This window comes from Microbispora sp. NPDC046973 (genome assembly GCF_040644495.1).
Classification (GTDB): Bacteria; Actinomycetota; Actinomycetes; order Streptosporangiales; family Streptosporangiaceae; genus Microbispora.
The window spans coordinates 619164-636991 of the sequence record NZ_JBEYWQ010000002.1 but is presented as its reverse complement, the minus strand read 5'-3'; the positions used below and the strand labels follow the sequence as shown (position 1 = coordinate 636991).

Here is a 17828-nt window from a genome sequence, read left to right as displayed (position 1 = left end):
CCATCGGCATGCTTCGCGGGCTCAGCCGACGGGCAGGCCGAACAGGCCGGCCGCGTTGCGCCAGGCGACCAGCTCGGCCACGTCGGCGGGCAGGTCCGCCGCGGCGACCGCACCGTAGGCGGAGGCGGGATCGATGAGCGTCGAGTCGGTGCCGAACAGCAGCTGCCGCGGGTCGACCGCGGCGGCCACCTCCGCGATGCGTCCTGCGGGGAAGTGGGACCAGCACGGCTCCAGGTAGAGGCGGTCACAGGAGCGCGCGGCCTCGATCGCGTAGCGGAAGCCGTCCGCGCCCATGTGACCGGCGATCACTCGCAGCCCCGGGACGTCGAGGCAGAGCCGGGCCAGGTCGAGCACCGAGGCGCCCCAGGTGTGCACCAGGGCGGGCACGCCGTGCGCGGCGACGAGCTCCAGCGCGTCGCGCAGCTGGGGGGAGGTCACCGGCGAGCCCGTGTAGTCGGTGTGGATCTTCACGCCCACGAAGCGCCCGCCGGGGAGGTAGGCGCGCAGGTCCCGCTCCGCGTCGGCGAGGCGGCGCGGATTGACCGTGACATAGCCGAAGCAGCGTTCCGGGAGGGCCTCGGCCAGCGCGCGGTTGCCCGCCGCGGCGTCGTAGATCACGGCCTCGCTCGCCGAGACGACGGCCAGGTCGATGCCGTACCGGTCCATGGCCGATCGGGTGGCTCCGGCCACGTCCATGGTGAAGAACCAGGGGCCCCAGTGGGCGTGCACGTCGATGATCACGTGAGCAGCCTCCGCGCGTTGTCTCCGGCCACGGCCGCGATCTCGTCCGGCTTGAGTCCGCCGGTGGCCAGCCGCAGCAGGGGGACCAGCGGCTCGTAGTACGGTGCCCGCGACCCGAACAGCAGCCGGTCGGCGCCCAGCTCGGCGACGACGGTCTCCAGGGCGTCGGGGGAGTTGAGCAGGCGGGTCGAGGTGTGGAAGCCGGGCTCCTCCGCGGCCGCCACCAGGAAGTCGCCCAGGTGGTAGAAGTGCGTGTCGAGGAAGACGACGTTCGCCCCGATCCCGGCGAACGGCTGCCAGAAGCGCCGCACGTCGCCGCCGGTCAGGATCGTCAGCCCGAGCGCCGTCGCGCGCCGGGCCACGTGCCGGACGCTGGGAAAGCCCGCCTCGACGCCCTGCTCGTCGGGGAACAGCCGGACGGCTCGCCGGCCGGCGGCGGCCAGGCGGTCGAGCTCGCGTGCCGCGCGCAGCGGGTCGCGCAGGTCGACCACGCCGACCGGGACATGTGGAGGGGCCAGGCGGAGGGTCTCGTCGTTGCCGGAGACCACGTCGAACAGCGCCGCCCGCAGGCCCGCCACGGCACCCGCCCGGATGCCGTGCGCGGCGAGGGCGTCCGGCCAGGGCGCGGGGGCCTCCCGGTCCGGATAGGCCCCGGCGAGGACGTCGACGTCGAGCGTCACCTCCAGTCCGCCGATGAGCCCGCGGGCGTCGAACACGTCTTTCTCCTCGGAAACTCGGAATGACGGTAGATGGCTCGGGATGTTCAGATGGCGATGCGGATCAGGTTACGGCCCCGGATCGAGTACAGCGCGTCGTGGGAGGGGTCGAGGGCCAGCTTGGGCTCGCCGCCGAACCAGTCGCCCGCGAGGCCCGTGGCGAGCGCGGAGGCCCGCCAGCGCACCAGGTCGATCGCGTAGACGGCGTCCAGGTCGCCCGTGTACGCCGTGCGGCCGGCGAGCACGAGGTCGCCGCCTCGCGCGCTCACCTGGAGGGTGCGGGTCACGGCCTTGCGGTCCAGGTCGTACTCGAACAGCAGGCCGCTTCGGGTGATGCCGTAGAGGGCGTGGGGCGTGCCGGCGAGCCCGGTGATGCCGGACGCGCCGGGCACCGGCTCGGCCTGCCAGAGCAGCCGGCGGGAGGTCAGGTCGAAGGCGGCCAGCCGGGCGGTGGTCGTGACCGGAGGCAGCCCGAGGCCCTCCTGCGTCTGGGTGGCCAGGTACGCGACCCCGCGCCGGGTCGTCACCGCGTACACGGTCTGCCGTTCGACGATCGGCCGGAAGGTGACGTGGGTGCCGTCCTCGACGGAATAGAGGGTCAGCGCGCCGTTCTCGTGGCCGGGCTCGGGTTGCGTCGGCATGACGATCAGCTTGGTCTTCTCGTCGTAGGCGAGGTCGCGCGGCCGGTCCTGCTGGTTGCCCGCGCGCAGCAGCAGGGTCGCCTCGGGCTCGCCCGCGCGATGCGCGTAGAGCGCGGCCTGGGTGTAGACGCCCAGGTAGGTGAGGTCCCGCACGGTGACCAGCGTCTTCGGCTCGCCGGGGACGCCGAGCCGGGTGACGGCGCCGGTCGCCAGGTCGTGGATGTCGGCGCCGCCCTTGCCGCCGACGTAGACCCGGCGGCCGTCGCCGTGCACCGACATGGGTTGCTCGGGTGCGGCGCGCAGGCCGCGCTGGACCAGGCTGCGATACTCGATGTCCCCGGTCTGCGGGTCGTACACGAAGACGGCGCTGTCCTGGACCCCGTAGATCTTGCCCTTGTGCGCGAGGATGCGATACGTGGCGGCCTCGAAGTACGGCACGCCGAGCACGTCGAGGACGCCGGTGTCCAGATGGTAGCGGTAGAACGTGCCGGTGGGCCGGCCCGCGAAGTAGACGGAGCCGTCGTGGATGAGCACGGCGACCGTGTACTTCTCGCCGGGGGCGGTGGCCTTGACGACGTGGTGATCGGCCGGGTCGTCCTTGCGGAGCACGAGCAACTCGGCGAGCGAGTTCAGGCCGCCCGCGACGTGGGTGTCCGAGATCGACATGCTGGCCACCCAGTCGCGGGAGGCGACCTCGGCCGGGAGCAGGTCGCGGCTCTCGCCGGTGGCCCGGTCGATCGCGACGAGATGCGCGTGGGTGCCGATCCCGCAGTAGACGTACCTGTCGTCGGCCTCGATGCTGCGCACGTACGCCTCGCCGGGGACGGGCTGCCCGAGGTCGCGGCTGGTCCCGGTCGCCGGGTCGTACTCCCAGACCCGGCCCGGCTCCGAGCAGCCCATGTAGATCGTGCCGTCGGGGGCGGCGGCCATGGTCCAGATGTAGTGGTCGGGGTACTCGCCGACCTTGGTGACCCGCCCGGTGAGCGTGTCGATGCGGTAGAGGTCCGAGCGCACGTGGGTGGCGACGTAGACGTCGGTGCCGGAGGCGCACATGGCCCAGATCCCGATTCCCGTGGGGATCTCGTAGTGCGCGACGATCTCGTCGGAGGCCAGGTCGTACGCGCCGACCACGTTCGGCGACAGGCCGCGGGAGCCGACGTACAGGACGTCGCCCACGAAGACGCCGTTGCCGAGGGGGCTGGCGACGCTGGCGGGCCCGAGGTCGGTGATCTCCCCCGTCGCGGCGCGCGCGGCCGTGGAGGAGGCGAGCGGGGAGACGGCGACGGCCGCCGACGTGGCGGCGGCGACCTGGAGGAATCTGCGGCGGGGGAGCATACGCGGGGGAGTCCCTTCGGATACGGGCCTGACCGCAAACCGATCAGCCCATTGACCGAGCATGCGTGAAAGGTTACGGTCTGGGCCATTATCGAGCAAGAGTGAACATGGAGGTGTGGCCATGCCCCGCGCCCGTGCGGTCCTGCTGGCTCTCCTTGCGGCCTTACTTCCGATGGCGGCTCCGGCCCCCTCCGCCGCGGCGGCCGCCTGTCCCACCCCCGCGTACGAGACCTACGGCCCCGCTTCGCTGACCGGCGCGATCGTCGGCGCGGCCGTGCACGACGGCAAGGCGTACGTCGTGACGCGCGGCCTGAAGCCGCCCGTGGTCGCGGAGATCGACCTGGCGACCCGGAAGGTGGTGCGCACCGCGACCCTGCCGGACGGTCCCGCGGCGGGCGAGCCCGAAGGGGCGTGGGCGACCGTCGTCTCCGGCGGCAAGGTGTACATCGGCACCTATCCGGTCCCGGACCTGTACAGCTTCGACCCGGCCACCGGCGAGGTGGCGCACCTGCGCTCGTTCGGCGCCAACGGCGGCTTCGTCTGGAGCCTCGCCGCCGCCCCGGACGGAACGCTCTACCTCGGCACCTATCCCAACGGCCGGGTGTGGGAGTACGTCCCCTCGACGGGCGCCGTGCGCAACTTCGGGGTCCTCGCCACCGGCGAACGGTACGTGCGCGCGGTCGCGGCGGACGACACCACCGTCTACGCCGGGCTGCTCGACAAGGGCAAGCTCATGGCGATCGACCGGGCCACCGGCGCGGCGCGCGAGCTGGCCCAGGGGCCCACCGGCATCGGCGCCGTCGCCCTCGGCGGCGACCGCGTCTACGCGGCGAGCGGCGGCGTCCTCATCGACGCGCGCAAGGACGGCACGGACACCCGGATGATCGACATCGGCGTGAGCAGCTTCGACGCGCTCGCCGTCGCGCCGGACGGCGCCGTCTACGCCACCTCCCGCCCCGACGGGGCCGTCTACGTGTACCGCGACGGCGCGGTCACCAGGATCGCCGAGCCGCCCTCGCCCGGCGACGAGACCCGGCGACTGGTGCTCGACGGGCAGACGCTGATCGGCTTCTCCGGCAGCGGCGGCATGTGGTGGCTCGACCTTTCCACGGCGAAGTCCCAGTTCGCCGACCTGATCGAGGCGGGCCTGCCCGCCGGCGCGGAACGGCCCCAGAGCATGCTGCTCGTGCCCAACCGGGCGCTCTACGTCGGCGGCCACTTCTGGATGGACGTCCGCGACCTGCGCACCGGCGAGAAGCGGCGCTTCCGGGTGCCCGGCGAGCCGAAGGACCTCGTCCGGCGCGGCGACAAGATCTACGCCGCGATGTACCCCAGCGGCCAGATCATCTCGATCGACATCCGCGACGACTCGGTCCGCAGCCTCGGCTTCCTCGGGCACGGGCAGCAGCGGCCGTGGGACCTCGAATACGACGAGGGGACGGACAAGCTCCTCGTCGCCTCGGCCCCGCTGGGCGCCGCGCTGGAGGGCGCGCTCTCGGTGGTGGACCCCGACACCGGGCGGATCGACGTCTATCCGGGGGTCATCCGCGACGAGAGCCTGATGAGCCTCAGCGTGGACTCCCGGGCGGGCATCGTGTACCTGGGCGGCGACGTGCTCGGCGGCGGAGGCACGCCCCCGGCCCGGACGTCGGCCGCGATCGCGGCGTTCGACCTGCGCAGCCGTACCGTGCTGTGGGAGGTGGAGCCGCTCGCCGGCAACCGCACGCTCCAGGACATCAAGGTCCACGACGGGCTGCTGTACGCGCTGTACAAGCGCAACTCGGGCACCTGGATCGCGCTCGACCTCGCCGACCGCACGATCAAGCACCAGGGCACGCTGTCCGGCTACGGGGAGCTGACCGTCCACCGGGGGCGGGTCTTCGCGCAGACCTTCTTCGGCGGCGGGAACGCCTACGAACTCGGGAGCACGGCCACGCTCCTGGCCACCGGGCTGGGCGACGACTGGTACACCAACCCCCAGCTCCACTTCGTCCCCGGCACCTGGGACGCCTGGACGCTCGTCGGGCGGAACCTGGCGAAGGTGACGCTCGACCCGCGCTGCCCGGCCGTGACGGTCGGCGGCACCTCCGCCTAGTTCTCGGCCCGTACCGAATCGGTGATCGACGCCCACCGGCTCGTCCGGCCTCTGCCCGTCGCGACGGGCCGGCCGGGCGTCGACCGCGCCCCGAGCCGCACCGGTTCGACCCAACCGCACGATCGACGAATGGAGGTGCGGCCGTGCCGCGCTCGCGTCTGACCGGGATCGCCGCGACAGCACTGCTGATCCTGGCCTTCCTCACCGTATCCCCGGCCCGCGCCGCCGATCTGGTCGTCGCCAACGGGGGCTTCGACGACGGCCTCACCGGCTGGAGCGGATCGCACAGCCCCGGCGGGGTCACCGCGGTCACCTGGCAGGGCCGCACCAGCGCGCAGATCGCCGACGCCGACGCCACCAAGGCGTACGGACGGGAGAGCATGCCGTCCCTCCCGGCCGCGGCGGGCAAACGGTACGCGGTGTTCGCCAAGGTCTGGGTGGAGAGCGGCTCGGCCGACCTCTACCTGCGCTTCCGCGACGACACCGGCACCCTGCTGTCCAGCGCGTACACCCACGTCACCGCCAGGGGACAGTGGACCGACGTGCGGGCCACCGGAACCGCCCCGGCCGGGGCCACCCGGGTCTCCGCGCTTATCTACTCCGGCGTCGGCAACGTCGGCACGGCGTACTGGGACGACATCCGCGTCAGCGCGGCGGTCACCGACCTCGGCGTGCAGCTGGAGAGCGCCGTCCCCAACGGGACCGTGTTCGACGCGACCGGCGGCACCGTCTACGCCGTCTACACGGGCACCGAGGCGCGCAACCCGCGGCTCGCGGTGATCGACGTGGCCCGCGAGACGGCGACCCGGACGCTCAAGCTTCCGGACAGCGCGGCCACCCCCACGGTCGGCGGCTGGGCGGCGACGATCGCCAAAGACGGCTCGGTCTACCTCGGCACCTATCCGAATTCCAAGCTCTACCGGTACGTCCCCGGTCAGGCGACGGTGAGCGACCTCGGCCGCGCCGAGGGCGGATACTCCTTCATCTGGGACCTCGAAGCGGGCTCGGGCGGCGAAATCTACGGTGGCACCTACAACGACGGCCGGTACTTCAGGTATCAGAACGGGGCCTTCACGACGATGGGCGCCGTTCCGGTCCGGCCGGGCAAGGAGAACGTCCGCAGCATCGCCCACGACCCGGTCGCCGACGTCACCTACCTCGGCACCGGGACCAACGCCGGGCTCGTCAGGTACGACAACGCCACCGGCCGCACCGACGATTTGCTCCCGGCCGCGTACGCGAACGAGTCGATGGTCGGCGACCTCACCTGGACCGGGGACCGGCTGTTCGCGTGGCTGAACCGCACGCTGCTCGTGCTCCGCGTGGTCCGCAACGCCGACGGCTCCTACCGGGGCGACGTCGACGCGGTGATCGGGGACGCCGAGTGGCACGTCTCCCCGGCGCGGGACGGGAAGGTCTGGTTCGTCAAGGACGAGGTGCTGCAGTCGTACGACATCGCCACCCGGACCGTCACCGCGACGAACGCCCGCCCGGGCATGGACGTCACCGGCTTCGGCTGGGCCGGGGACACCCTCGTCGCGCTCGGCGGCGCCCCGACGGGCACCAAAGTCTTCAAGTACACCCCGGCGACCGGGCAGTGGACGAGCCGCGGGGTGAGCTCCGTCCCGATCCTGCCCGCCGCGATCAACGCGCTCGGCGCCGGTCCGGACGGGAAGATCTACACCGGTGGTTACCTGACCGGCGGCACCGGCGTCTACGATCCGCTGCACGGCGACGCCGACGACGACACCCCCGACACCCCCACCCTGAACGGTCTGCATCAGACCGACAGCCTGCTGGCCGCGGGGAACAGGCTGTACATCGGGGTGTACCCGTCGGCCAAGCTCTACGAGTACGACCCCGCGCAGGCATGGAATCCCGGGACCAACCCCGTGCTGCGCTACACGGGCGGCCAGGCGGGCGACATCGCCCACGACTGCGGCGCCGGCGAGGGCCCGCCGCCGCAGGACCGGCCGTACGCGCTGGCCGCCGCCCCCGACGGCACGGTCTACATGGGATCGGTCCCCAAGTACGGCAAGCGCAGCGGCGCGCTGAGCATCTGGAAGGCGGGCGCACAAGGCCGCACCCTGTGCGTGGTGCCCGGCCAGGCCGTCGTCTCGCTGGCCTACGAGGGCGGCAAGGTGTACGGCGGCACGTCGGCCCGGGGCGCCCTCGGCGTGCAGCCGGTCTTCGAGCCCGACGCGTCGGCGACGCTGTTCGCCTACGACCCGGCGACCGGCGGCGTGACCACGTATCCGCTCCCGGCGGCCGTCACGAACCGGCGGGCGATCACCGACGTCACCGCCGTGGACGGCGACATCTGGGGCTTCGCCGAGGGCTGGCTCTTCGTGTTCGACCCCGGCAGCGGGAGGTACACGACGGCCACGCAACTCTTCCCCGGCGTCGACTACAGCGCGGACCCCACCCACGCCTGGCGGGACGCCAACCTGACGACCGTGCCGTGGGACACCGGCCACGTCTACGGCTCGATCGGCGACCAGATCTTCAGGATCGACAAGTCGACGAAGGCGCTGACCGTCCTCCACACCGAGAAGGGCATGGACGGCCTCGCCGCCGACGCCGACGGCAACCTCTACTACAAGGTCGGCGAGGCGCTGCGCCGCTACGTTCCCTGACGGCGGACCGAGGTGACAGCTCCGATCACGTCACCGGTATCGGCCACAAGGCGTCCTCTATCCTGAGTGCCGTGCTTGTCGCCTTGGCCGGTCTGGCCACCAGTCACCCGTACGCCGACGCCCGGAGCCTCGGCCGCCACGCCGACCTGGCGGTATGGGAGCCGGACCCCGAGCGCCTGCGGGTGTTCACCGACGAGCACCCGCGGGCGGTCGTGGCCGACAGCCTCGCCACCCTGCTCGCCACCCGCCCGGACGGCGTCGTGCTGACCGTGCCGGGGCCACGTGTGCCCGGCGCGCTCGAGGCCGTGCTGGAGACGGGAGCGCCGGTCTTCGTCAACAAGCCCGCCGCGGCCACGCGTCACCAGCTCGACATGGTCGACCGGCTGGTGACGCCGGCCGCCGACCGGGTCATGTCCACGTCCGTGCTGCGCTTCGCCCCGGCGTTCACGTCGTTCAAGATGGACGCCGGCGACGTCCTCGCGGTCCGCGTGACCGTACGGCACGACGTGGGGCTGTGGTCCACCGGCTACAACCCCTGGCAGGACACGCCGGGGGAGGGCGGCGGCACGCTCGTCACGATGGGCGTGCACGGGGTGGAGTTGCTCGTCGCGCTGCTCGGCTCCGACGTCCGGCTCGTCGGCGCCGCCGGATCGATCCGTGCGTACGAGGGACTGCGCTCGGAGGACACGGGTGTGCTGGCGATGCGCTGGGCGAACGGCATCCCGGGGACGGTCGAGGTCCTCGGCGTGTCGGACGAGGAGTCGTACGAGGTCGTGGTCCATCGGCGCGGCGGCAGCGAGTCCGTCCTCATCGAGGCAGGCGCGGCACCGGCACACGACCTCGGCTACGAGGGTGTCATCGAGGCGTTCCTCGCGATGATCGCAGGCGCCCCGAGCCCGGTTCCCTGGTCGCAGACGCGCGCCATCCTCGACGTCCTCGTCTCCGCCCGAGAGGCGGCCGCGCCCGGCTCGTCCCCATCATGATCACCTCGGACTGGAGACTTCGGCCGGCTTCGGCGGCGGACGTCGAGGCGGTGGCCGAGTTGCGGGCCGTGGTGCTCAGAGCGGATCTCGAGCGGCTCGGCCGGTACGACGAGCAGCGCGTACGGCAGCGGCTGCGCGACGGATTCACGCCGGCGCACACCTGGACGATCGAGGTGAGCGGCGCCCTGGCCGGCTGCGTGGCGCTGCGGCCGGCCGACGGCGCCTATTGGCTGGAGCACTTCTACCTGGCCCCGGACCTGCAGGGCAGGGGCATCGGATCTGCCGTGCTGGGCGGGCTGCTGGAACGGTGCGACCGGGAAGCCGCCCCGATCCGGCTGAACGTGCTGCAGGGCAGCCCGGCCCGGCGGCTGTACGAACGGCACGGGTTCACGGTCGAGACCGAGGACGAGGTGGACGTGTTCATGGTGCGCCATCCGGTCCCGGCCGCACCCGGTGACTGATCTCCCGAAGCTGTCACCACTGTGACGTCCGCGGCCGGGCGCGAGGAGCGATGCACCGGCTCCTGGAAGAACCGGCGAGCGCGACGGACGACCTGCGGTAGTCCGGCCCCGAGCGTCGGCGGCCGATCTCCATTCGGATGAGAGGGGGATGTTCATGGCTGGGCCGGCTGTCGCCTTACTGCTCACGAAGCGCCGGGAGCGTTCGGACTTCGGGGATCTCGTGCCGTGGCTGGAGACCTTCTGCGATCCGGTGGAGACCGACGATGACGGGAGCCTCGACTTCTGGATTCGCGAGCCCGCCATGGTGGGTGCTCCGCCCGATCTCGACGTCGCAGAGGCGGCCTTGTTCAACCTGTCGCACGATGACGACTTCGGCATGGACGGCGAGGATTACTCGGCGTTCACCCCGCCACCGGTTCAAGGGCTCACGGTGTCCGCGGCCGCCTCTGGCCGCACCAACCATCTCCTCCTCGGCTATGTCGCGCTTGTGATCGCCCGCCGGCTCGGCGCCCTCGTAGATTTCGACGGCCTGCTCGGGTATGGACATCGCCTCTCGGAACCGGACACCGAGAACGAGGCGCGCCGCGCTGAGGCATGGCAATTGGTGTCGTCCCTACCGGGCGTGATCAGAGAAGTCTCGTGGGACCGTCGGGACGGTGACGGAGGCCACGGCTGGTCCCACGTGGGTGATCCGGAATTCCTGGCCGCATGGCTGGAGCACCCCGAGTTTCACCTCATCAAGTAAATGCGCGCTTGGGAAACAGGCCACTGATCTTGCAACGAGCCGCGATCACCCTGGAGCCGGAGTGTCCCCGCCGGGGGCCTTGTTCCTTCTGCGTCCGCGTGCGACAAGCCACAGCAGCCAGGCCTGGAACAGCCCGGCGGCGGTGAATATCAGCAGGGAGAACAGCACGTCAGACAGTGACCCGAGCGGCAGGAACATGAGGAGTTCCGAGGTCGGCGAGGTGACCGCGAACAGCACGAGCGCTTCCAGGCCTTGGCTGCCCGGCTGACGTGTGGCGATCTCCACGTAGACGGTCGCCGCGACGACGATCAGCACGTACGGGCCGACGATCGACGCGGCGAAGGTTCCGCGCTCGTATCGGGAGACGTAGCGGGCCAGTGCTCGCAGGGGGCGCATGGTCATCACCCTCTACGAGCATCGGTGGCCGCTCATGAGTCCAGGTACTCAGGTGGCGCTGAGTGCAGCGCCGGGTACGGCGGCATCGCGCTCCCACGCGTCGATAGAGGTCGCTGTGCATGATGGTTGGATGCGTACCAGTCCCCTCGGTCTTTGCGCCCTGCTCGCCGGGGCCCTGCTCCTGTCGGCCTGCGGATCGGAGAGGGTCGCTGCATGGAGCGACGGCTCGCAGCAGACCCGGGGACCCGACGGGCCAGACCGGCGCGATGACCCCTCATGCGGTGCACCGTCCGCCGGTACGCCGCCCACGTCCGGCACTTCGGTACTTCCTGGCGGCTCCGAGGATCTGGAGAAGGACGGCGTCGAGATAACCGGTCTGAGCGGACGGTCCCGCGACTGCGACCTCTCCCGGTTCTCCGCCGAGTTTCAGGTCACCAACCACGAAACCGAACCCTTCACGTACACCGTCACCTTCGATCTCGTGTCCCAGTCCGGGGAGGTGCTGACAGGTACGCAACGGACGGTTCCAGCGGTCGAGCCCGGTCAGACTGTGAAGCGCACAGTCGACATGGGTGCGCCTGCTCTGCAGGCGCACCCCGCGGCGGGTGTGCGAATCGCCAGGGTCAGAAGAGTCCCGGCGGACGAGGCGCCCGCCCCGGCAGGGCCCTGCCCGCCCTCCGGCATCCGCGTCACATTGGGCGACGGCGACGCCGCCATGGGGCTCCGCGTCGTGGGTCTCCATCTGGAGAACTGCTCGACCCGCGCCTATCACCTCAACGGCTACCCGCGACTCCAGCTCCTCGACGAGGACAGAAGGCCCGTCACCAGCGTCGAGGTCCTGCACGGCGGCGGCATCTCCTCCGTGGCCGGCTTCGACGACCCGCCCCGGCCGGTGACCCTGAAGCCGGGCCAGAGCGCGTCCGCCGGTCTGATGTGGCGTAACACCGTCACCGTCGGCACTTCCGTGAACCTGCCGTACGTCAGGGTGCACGCCAAGGCCGGTGCTCGTCCTGTGATGGTGACGCCGGAGCTCGATCTCGGCACCACCGGAAAACTCGGCGTCAGCCCGTGGAAAAAGGACGAGAGTTCATAGACCCTGTCGAAGTGCCGGCTTCGACCCTCGCGCTGCTTCGGGTAGGGACACCGTCGGTCACATGCTGATGCTTCCGGCGGCTGCATGTCCGGACAAGCTCGATCAACCACGAAACCGCAGGTGAGACCGCGGATGGCTGATCGTACGTGGTAGGGCGGGTGGGACTTGAACCCACGACCCACGGATTATGAGTGGACTTGATCTTATCGGGGGAGTGGCGCTCTGAGCTGCGCCTCGGCGGGACGTTGATCACGCTGTTTCGGCGGCGTTCCGCGTGTGTGCCGGATCTTGGAATGCGCACCCGCGCACGCCTCGCCCGCCTGATCGTCCCGTATGCCTCGACCCACCGCGCAGCGGCAGCGGGCCGGCGACGGAGGGGCAAGCCCGTCTTGGCGTGTACCTTAGCCGGTCGCCGTTCCTCGATCATCAGATGCCAACGGTCACAGACGGGCTTGAGCCGTAGGAGGCGGTTTGCTGGGCTCTGCCTGGGTCGCGGCAGGAGGGACGATCAGGGTCCCACCTCAGCCAGCTACGGACTCCCGCTCACGCTCGGCGATCATCCCGGAGCCGAGGCCCCCGCCGGAGGCAACTTCCTGGGTAGTTCCGGTGTGCCCATGATTGTCGGTGTGCTTGCGTAGGCTCTTCGTAAACCACACAGCGATGGTGAGGAAGCTCATGGGCAACAGCGCTTGGGATTGGCCAGCACCGACAGCATCCACCTCCCAGAGCCTTCGTTCGTTCGACGACATGATCGATGATCCCTCGATCTCTTCTGAAGAAGGCGACCGGCTCAAGTCAGAGGCGATCGTCGGGACCGCTGCGGTTCTCCTTCTGAGGAGGGGGGACAGTTCGTCGGCCCGGCTGCTGCTGGACGTCGTCCGCGTGGTCAGTGAATGGAACGAGGAGGAGCGAGAGAGCTGGCTCTGGCTGGAAGTAAACGCGGAGCAGCGCGCACAGTTCACGGAACAAATCATGAAAGAGACCCTCAGGCCCGTCTGCCTGGAGGTCATGAAGCGACGGCAACACTACGCTACTTGGGTAGACGTTCGGGAGATGCTGCCGTCCGTCGGGCCTGACTGGCGTGATCAGGTGAAGATGCACCTGTCAGGCAAGGGAGTTACGAATCAGGGCCGCCGTGCGCGTCTGGAGTCCCCACGAATCGTGGAGGACAATTTTGTCTTCACGAATCCGGGAGAGCTGGCCGTCTATAAGACGTTGCGAAAGGTCCAAGAGCAGGACTTTCCAAGCGACGACACGATCGGCATCTTCCCTCTTCCTGGTGTAAGGATTCCTGGTCACAGCTGGGAACCGGATCTCCTTGTGACCTACAAGGGCCGTGCGGGGGTACTCGAAGTCGACGGGCCGCACCACAACGGACGACGTGCGCTTGATGGCACGCGCGACCATCTGTTACGTGATGCCGGTGTGGCGGTGGTTGACCGAATCCCAGTAGAGGCCCTGAACTCTGCGTCCGAGCTCAGCATGGCTATCCGCCGGTTTCTGAAGCGGCTGAGTGAAGCGCGTTGAGCACGTTCGGCAGCCGAGCGCGAAGAAGGGGTGTGCGGCCCGAGCTGCCGGCGGCCGGGACCGGCCCCCAGGCCGCATGCCCGGCCGCCGAGCGGGCGATGGGCCGCGAGGCGGCGCGCAGCGCCGCCCTTGATTCCTAAAAGACCAATTCGGCAGCAATTCACCTCAACAGGTTGCACCTCTTGTGCCATGATGGGGCGTTAGCGTGCGCGAACTGGTACGGAGTGAACCGTGGAAGAGATTGACTCGTTGGGCGTCTTCTGGCTCCCAGGCCGCGACGAGGATCAACTGTCGGGCCGCCTTCAGTTCGACCCCATCGAAGGTATCGATCTTGTATTAGTAGGCGAGTTCGAAAGCCGGCTGCGCAGTGGCGAACCAATCCCTCAGATAGTGGGTTGGATCGAATCGAAGCAGGTAACTTTAGATAATTGCTATTTTAGAGGGGCCCATAGGCGATATCCTGGTGTTATTGAGAGTCGCTTTCATGCCAATCGCCTTTTCGTTGGTCACCAGTTCAGTCAACAGGAGCTCGCATTCAAGTCCGCAACCGTCGAATTGGCATATCTGGAGAATTGGGTAAATCGTAGCGGAATTAATGATGAACAAATGCATGCCTTCGGGCATGCGAGTCCTTACGAGATACACTTTACTCCGCTCGCCGCAGAAACTCAGGCCTTCACGCGCGGCGAAATCACCCTCGGATTCTCTTGGCGATACAACGGAGATCCAATCGCAGGAATTACACTGAAACAACGCCCATTTTTTCGAATCGACTACGATGAGTTGGTTGAGTTCGATAAAATCCGAAAGGATGTTGGCAGGATACAGGACCTTATGACTCTTTGTGTCGACACACCTGTTAACGTCGATCGATTCGTTCTGCGTCGACCAGATCTACACACAATGATGTTATCAGGGCAGGACTCAGGGGAAGAGCAAGAGATCGAGTTTCGTGCGCCTGTCCTTCGTTATAACCCACCAGAACAGCGCAAGACTCGTCACTATCACCAAATGTTTCTCTCCTTCGATGAGATCGGAGGACTTCAAGGCGTAGCGAGTTGGATCGAGAACTCTGCACGATTCCAGCGCGCATTAGATTCACTCATGAGTACTAAGCACGTTGAGCGGATGTACGCCGAGAATCGGTTTCTGAACATCACGTATGCGGCAGAGGCTTTCCATAGGATCACCCGGGGCGGCTCCCTCATGCCCGAAGAGGAGTTCTCCGAGCTGCTGGGTCAATACGTGGAAGTGACACCCGAAGAGCGTCAAATCTGGCTCTTGGATCGTCTCCGCTACGCCAACGACTACTCGTTACCTAAGAGACTAAGGAAGCTTGCTATAGAGGCAAAGATTGTCACGAAACCTCTTATTGGGAGCGAAGGTCGTTGGGCGAATACGATCGCTGGGGTACGAAATAAGTTGACCCACCTTCCTGGCGACGAAGAGTCTTTCCGTGGAGGCGACTTATACTTCCTGGCGGAGTCGGTGTATGCAGTTATGCGTGTATGCATGCTGCTTGAAGCTGGGATTTCGAGGGAAGTCCTAGCTTCTAAAAAGGGATCTGAGCCTGTCTCCTGGCACATGGATCGGGTAGCTAGCGCAATGGAGCGAGTGCGCGCACGCATGCAGAATTCTGAAGGATTAGGCACCCCTGATAAAGCTGCCGAGTTGTCGTAGCTATCTTGCGTGGAAAAACTCCATGTGCGATGACCTGGCCTATGGTGACCGATGGCCGACCTCGTATCGGCCTTCGAGTAGAGCGAAAGAGGCGAAGGTCTCCCGTCCAGCGAATGACGCTGCTCTCGCTTGGTGGCCCTCTTGCCAGCGGTGGGCGGCGTACGCGTTCCCTGGTTGTGCTTGTCAATGTACATCTTGGTCACTTGAGGCAACCGATATCTACCCTGTTCGCCATGACTGGGGTTCTATACCTTGCACCTATGGTGCGAGGGAAACAGGGGTTTTTGGGGAAGTACTGGGGCTATGCGGTGCTTGCCGCTGTCGCGTGGGGCTGGTGGGCAGCAGACGACAAAGGTAAGGTAGCCCCTCTCCTGATAGCGGGATCGCTCCTCGCGATCGTTTACTTCCTATTCCGCGTGCCTCGAACATGCGGAGCAGAAGGGCGGCAAGGCCCCTGCCGTAACAATGCTCGCGGCCTTCTTTTTGGCTGTAACCAGGTCCGGCAACACAAACGTCAGAACTTTGCCCGTAAGCTCGGGCGCGATCGTTGGCGGGAGTTGAACCGCGGACTGTGGATTACACCGAAGGAACGAGTGGCGACCTTGGCGTGCATTGGCTCTACGATCTCCGGCCTGGCTGCCGTCGCGGCGGTCATTCTCGATCGGGGCTAATCACCTACGCAGTACCTTCAACGTCAGTTGCCACGGGAAGGTATCCAGTCGGTCGGTGCCTCCACTCGGCGGATGCGGCTCAAACTGGCCAGGTCCCATGAGCACATCAACACCTTCACTGCGCAGCGAGTCGATGCTGTGGCGGAAAGGCTTGCGAGCAGCAAGGGCGCTGTTGACAAAGGGGAGGACGACGACGGGGATGCCGAGGCCGGGGGCTTCGGCGAGGAGGCCGAGGGCGTAGGTGTCGGCGATGCCTTGGGCGAATTTGTTGATGGTGTTGTAGGTGGCGGGGGCGACGATGATGGCGTCGGCCCTCGGGGGCTTGGGGTCGCCGGGTTTGCGGTACTGGCTGCGGACGGGGCGGCCGGTCTGCTTCTCCAGGGCGGGGACGTCGATGAAGTCGAGTGCGTTTGGGGTGGCGACGATTTGGACGGTCCATCCGTCGTCCTGGGCCATGGTGACGAGTTTGCCGACGTCGCCGGCGGGTCCTGCAGCGCAGACGATGATGTACAGGACCTTGCCGGTGTTGGTCACGCGGTGACTCCCAGGGATTCGGCGTACTCTCGCGCTTCACGGCGGATGCTGATGGGCGCAGTGGCGAGGATGTCGCGGACCAGCCTATGAGTGGCGGGGCGGGTGGTGATTTCCTCGGGGGCGATGTCTCCGGCGGCGCGCAGGATGTAGAGGGCGCGGTCGTGCTTGCCCCAGGCGAGGAACGCGCGGGAGGTGTCCAAGAGGACGGTCGCCTTGCGCTCGTTGATGGGCAGGGCGTTGATGTCGATCCTGCGGGCGTTCTCGATCGCGGTTCCGGCGTCGCCGAGGGAGAGGGCGATGTTCACGCGGTGGCACAGGACGTTGTTCGGGCCGAAGGCGGTCCACATGTGGTTGCCGTCGTAGCCGAGTCGTCGGCCTGCGTCCTCGGCCTCGTCCAGGAGTTCGGCGGCGGTGTGTCGGTTGCTGTGCTGGGCGGCGGCGACGGCTCCGCGTAGAAGGAGTGTGCCGTAGACGGACAGGTCGTTCGGGGACGGCTGGGCCAGGGCGGCGTTGAGGCGTTGGGCGGCGCTGCTGGCCATGCCTGTGGCTGCTCGGTGGTGGCCGCCGTCCATGAGGGCGTGGGTGATGATGCGGGCGCTTGAGCCCATCATGAGCGGGCTCTCGCTGGCCTGGGCGGCGTGGACGCTGCGGTCGGCGGCGAGCCAGGCGAGGCCCTTGTCTTCTTGCTTGAGCAGGATGGAGGCGGCCACATGGTGCGCCTCGGCGGACAGGGCGTGTGCCTTGAGCCGGGCGTCCCCGTCGAGAGTGGCGCACGCGAGGCGCAGGGAGCGGATCAGCGCGGGAAGCATGGCCGCGACCTCGGAGTATCGGCACGCCTGGTAGGTCCGCTTCGCGCGGGCGACGGCGGAGGCAAGTTGCGACAGCTCCGGGAGCTGGGGGCCGGCGACCGGGTATTCGGTGAGGGCTGCGGCGAGATCGTCGGCGCCTGCGGCTTCCTCGTCGCGGGTGAGGGGCTGGGCTACTACGGCACTGAACAGGGCGGCCCCCGCGAGGCCGACGAAGTCACGACGTCGCACTTCGGTCTCGTCCTCTCCGTGTCGGACGAGATCAACGGTAGGTGGAGCAAGTGCGGAGGTGAATGCCGGGCGGGCATCCTGCCGTGGGATGGCTGCGGCGGCAAGGTCGCGAGGAGCGAGGCCGAGAGCCATGCGGGCCTGGTCGGGCATGTGCAGGCCGTCCGCGATGCGCTCGAACACCTCCAGGGCGGTGACCTGCTGGCTTCCGCTCATGATGGCGCTGACCTTGCCCTGGCTATAGCCGGTCAGGCTGCCGATGGCGGTCTGGCTCAGGCCGCCGTACTGGCGGACCAGGCGGAAGACTGCGCCGATGTCGCGGGCCTTGAGCGCTGTGAGCATGTCGGGGCGGTGCCATAGCGAGGCGGGGACCTCGTACGGCTCGGCCATGCGTGGCGGCATCCGCGGGCTTTCCCTTCGCACCGGGCGGGCAACGGAAAGTGCCTTCCACTGCTACGCGGTCGCGACCTATCCCGTCAAGGGATGCCACGCGGGGATGGGCTGGGAGAACGAGAATTCCGACCCTTGATCCCATGGTTA

At 68.3% G+C, this 17828-nt stretch carries 14 protein-coding genes; 8 read left to right on the top strand and 6 right to left on the bottom strand.

What is annotated here, in order from left to right:
- Positions 1–21: 21 nt before the first annotated feature.
- The 3 genes from ABZ860_RS07010 to ABZ860_RS07000 are packed head-to-tail and all read right to left on the bottom strand — an operon-like array spanning position 22 to position 3433.
- Positions 22–741, bottom strand: coding sequence for an amidohydrolase family protein (locus ABZ860_RS07010; protein ID WP_357216203.1), 720 nt, complete (start codon positions 739–741; stop codon positions 22–24).
- Positions 738–1457: an amidohydrolase family protein gene (locus ABZ860_RS07005; protein WP_357216201.1), complete on the bottom strand. Its 720-nt coding sequence runs from the start codon at positions 1455–1457 to the stop codon at positions 738–740. The genes ABZ860_RS07010 and ABZ860_RS07005 overlap by 4 nt, the downstream gene beginning before the upstream one ends.
- A 47-nt stretch (positions 1458–1504) precedes the next feature.
- On the bottom strand, positions 1505–3433 hold the full coding sequence (locus ABZ860_RS07000; RefSeq protein ID WP_357216198.1) for a hypothetical protein: 1929 nt from the start codon (positions 3431–3433) through the stop codon (positions 1505–1507).
- A gap of 121 nt (positions 3434–3554) precedes the next feature.
- On the opposite strand from ABZ860_RS07000, the gene ABZ860_RS06995 reads away from it, so the two are divergent.
- The 5 genes from ABZ860_RS06995 (at position 3555) to ABZ860_RS06975 (ending at position 10353) form a co-directional block, all read left to right on the top strand.
- Positions 3555–5528, top strand: coding sequence for a PQQ-binding-like beta-propeller repeat protein (locus ABZ860_RS06995; protein WP_357216195.1), 1974 nt, complete (start codon positions 3555–3557; stop codon positions 5526–5528).
- 143 nt (positions 5529–5671) lie between these two features.
- Positions 5672–8164, top strand: a complete 2493-nt coding sequence (locus ABZ860_RS06990; RefSeq protein ID WP_357216192.1) for a hypothetical protein — start codon at positions 5672–5674, stop codon at positions 8162–8164.
- 71 nt (positions 8165–8235) lie between these two features.
- A complete protein-coding gene (locus ABZ860_RS06985) occupies positions 8236–9147 on the top strand; it encodes a Gfo/Idh/MocA family oxidoreductase (protein ID WP_357216189.1) in 912 nt (303 codons plus the stop codon).
- Positions 9144–9608 (top strand): GNAT family N-acetyltransferase, encoded by a 465-nt coding sequence (locus ABZ860_RS06980; RefSeq protein ID WP_357216187.1) that lies wholly within the window; start codon positions 9144–9146, stop codon positions 9606–9608. The genes ABZ860_RS06985 and ABZ860_RS06980 overlap by 4 nt, the downstream gene beginning before the upstream one ends.
- A 148-nt stretch (positions 9609–9756) precedes the next feature.
- Entirely contained in the window at positions 9757–10353 is a 597-nt protein-coding gene (locus ABZ860_RS06975; RefSeq protein ID WP_357216184.1) for a DUF6368 family protein, read from the top strand.
- A 45-nt stretch (positions 10354–10398) separates the two neighbouring features.
- Here ABZ860_RS06975 and ABZ860_RS06970 read toward each other — a convergent pair whose 3' ends face one another.
- On the bottom strand, positions 10399–10749 hold the full coding sequence (locus ABZ860_RS06970; protein WP_357216181.1) for a hypothetical protein: 351 nt from the start codon (positions 10747–10749) through the stop codon (positions 10399–10401).
- Between ABZ860_RS06970 and ABZ860_RS06965 the strand changes: the two genes are divergently transcribed.
- The 3 genes from ABZ860_RS06965 to ABZ860_RS06955 all read left to right on the top strand — a co-directional run bounded on the left by ABZ860_RS06965 (position 10748) and on the right by ABZ860_RS06955 (position 15049).
- The gene (locus ABZ860_RS06965) at positions 10748–11842 is read left to right on the top strand and encodes a DUF4232 domain-containing protein (RefSeq protein ID WP_357216179.1); all 1095 of its coding nucleotides are present in this window, start codon (positions 10748–10750) and stop codon (positions 11840–11842) included. The two genes, ABZ860_RS06970 and ABZ860_RS06965, sit on opposite strands and share 2 nt — an antisense overlap.
- A gap of 675 nt (positions 11843–12517) precedes the next feature.
- The gene (locus ABZ860_RS06960; protein ID WP_357216177.1) at positions 12518–13369 is read left to right on the top strand and encodes a hypothetical protein; all 852 of its coding nucleotides are present in this window, start codon (positions 12518–12520) and stop codon (positions 13367–13369) included.
- Between the two features lie 231 nt (positions 13370–13600).
- Positions 13601–15049, top strand: a complete 1449-nt coding sequence (locus tag ABZ860_RS06955; RefSeq protein WP_357216174.1) for a HEPN domain-containing protein — start codon at positions 13601–13603, stop codon at positions 15047–15049.
- A 671-nt stretch (positions 15050–15720) separates the two neighbouring features.
- On the opposite strand, the gene ABZ860_RS06950 is transcribed toward ABZ860_RS06955, so the two are convergent.
- Positions 15721–16254, bottom strand: coding sequence for a flavoprotein (locus ABZ860_RS06950; protein ID WP_357216171.1), 534 nt, complete (start codon positions 16252–16254; stop codon positions 15721–15723).
- Positions 16251–17690: a helix-turn-helix transcriptional regulator gene (locus ABZ860_RS06945; RefSeq protein ID WP_357216168.1), complete on the bottom strand. Its 1440-nt coding sequence runs from the start codon at positions 17688–17690 to the stop codon at positions 16251–16253. The genes ABZ860_RS06950 and ABZ860_RS06945 overlap by 4 nt, the downstream gene beginning before the upstream one ends.
- Between the last annotated feature and the right edge of the window lie 138 nt (positions 17691–17828).

Excerpts from the sequence above, each read along its gene's own strand:
- ABZ860_RS06980 (WP_357216187.1), top strand. The coding sequence starts at position 9,144 with ATGATCACCTCGGACTGGAGACTTCGGCCGGCTTCGGCGGCGGACGTC.
- ABZ860_RS06975 (WP_357216184.1), top strand. The coding sequence starts at position 9,757 with ATGTTCATGGCTGGGCCGGCTGTCGCCTTACTGCTCACGAAGCGCCGG.
- ABZ860_RS06995 (WP_357216195.1), top strand. The coding sequence starts at position 3,555 with ATGCCCCGCGCCCGTGCGGTCCTGCTGGCTCTCCTTGCGGCCTTACTT.
- ABZ860_RS06960 (WP_357216177.1), top strand. The coding sequence starts at position 12,518 with ATGGGCAACAGCGCTTGGGATTGGCCAGCACCGACAGCATCCACCTCC.
- ABZ860_RS06970 (WP_357216181.1), bottom strand. The coding sequence starts at position 10,749 with ATGCGCCCCCTGCGAGCACTGGCCCGCTACGTCTCCCGATACGAGCGC.
- ABZ860_RS06965 (WP_357216179.1), top strand. The coding sequence starts at position 10,748 with ATGGTCATCACCCTCTACGAGCATCGGTGGCCGCTCATGAGTCCAGGT.
- ABZ860_RS06945 (WP_357216168.1), bottom strand. The coding sequence starts at position 17,690 with ATGCCGCCACGCATGGCCGAGCCGTACGAGGTCCCCGCCTCGCTATGG.
- ABZ860_RS07000 (WP_357216198.1), bottom strand. The coding sequence starts at position 3,433 with ATGCTCCCCCGCCGCAGATTCCTCCAGGTCGCCGCCGCCACGTCGGCG.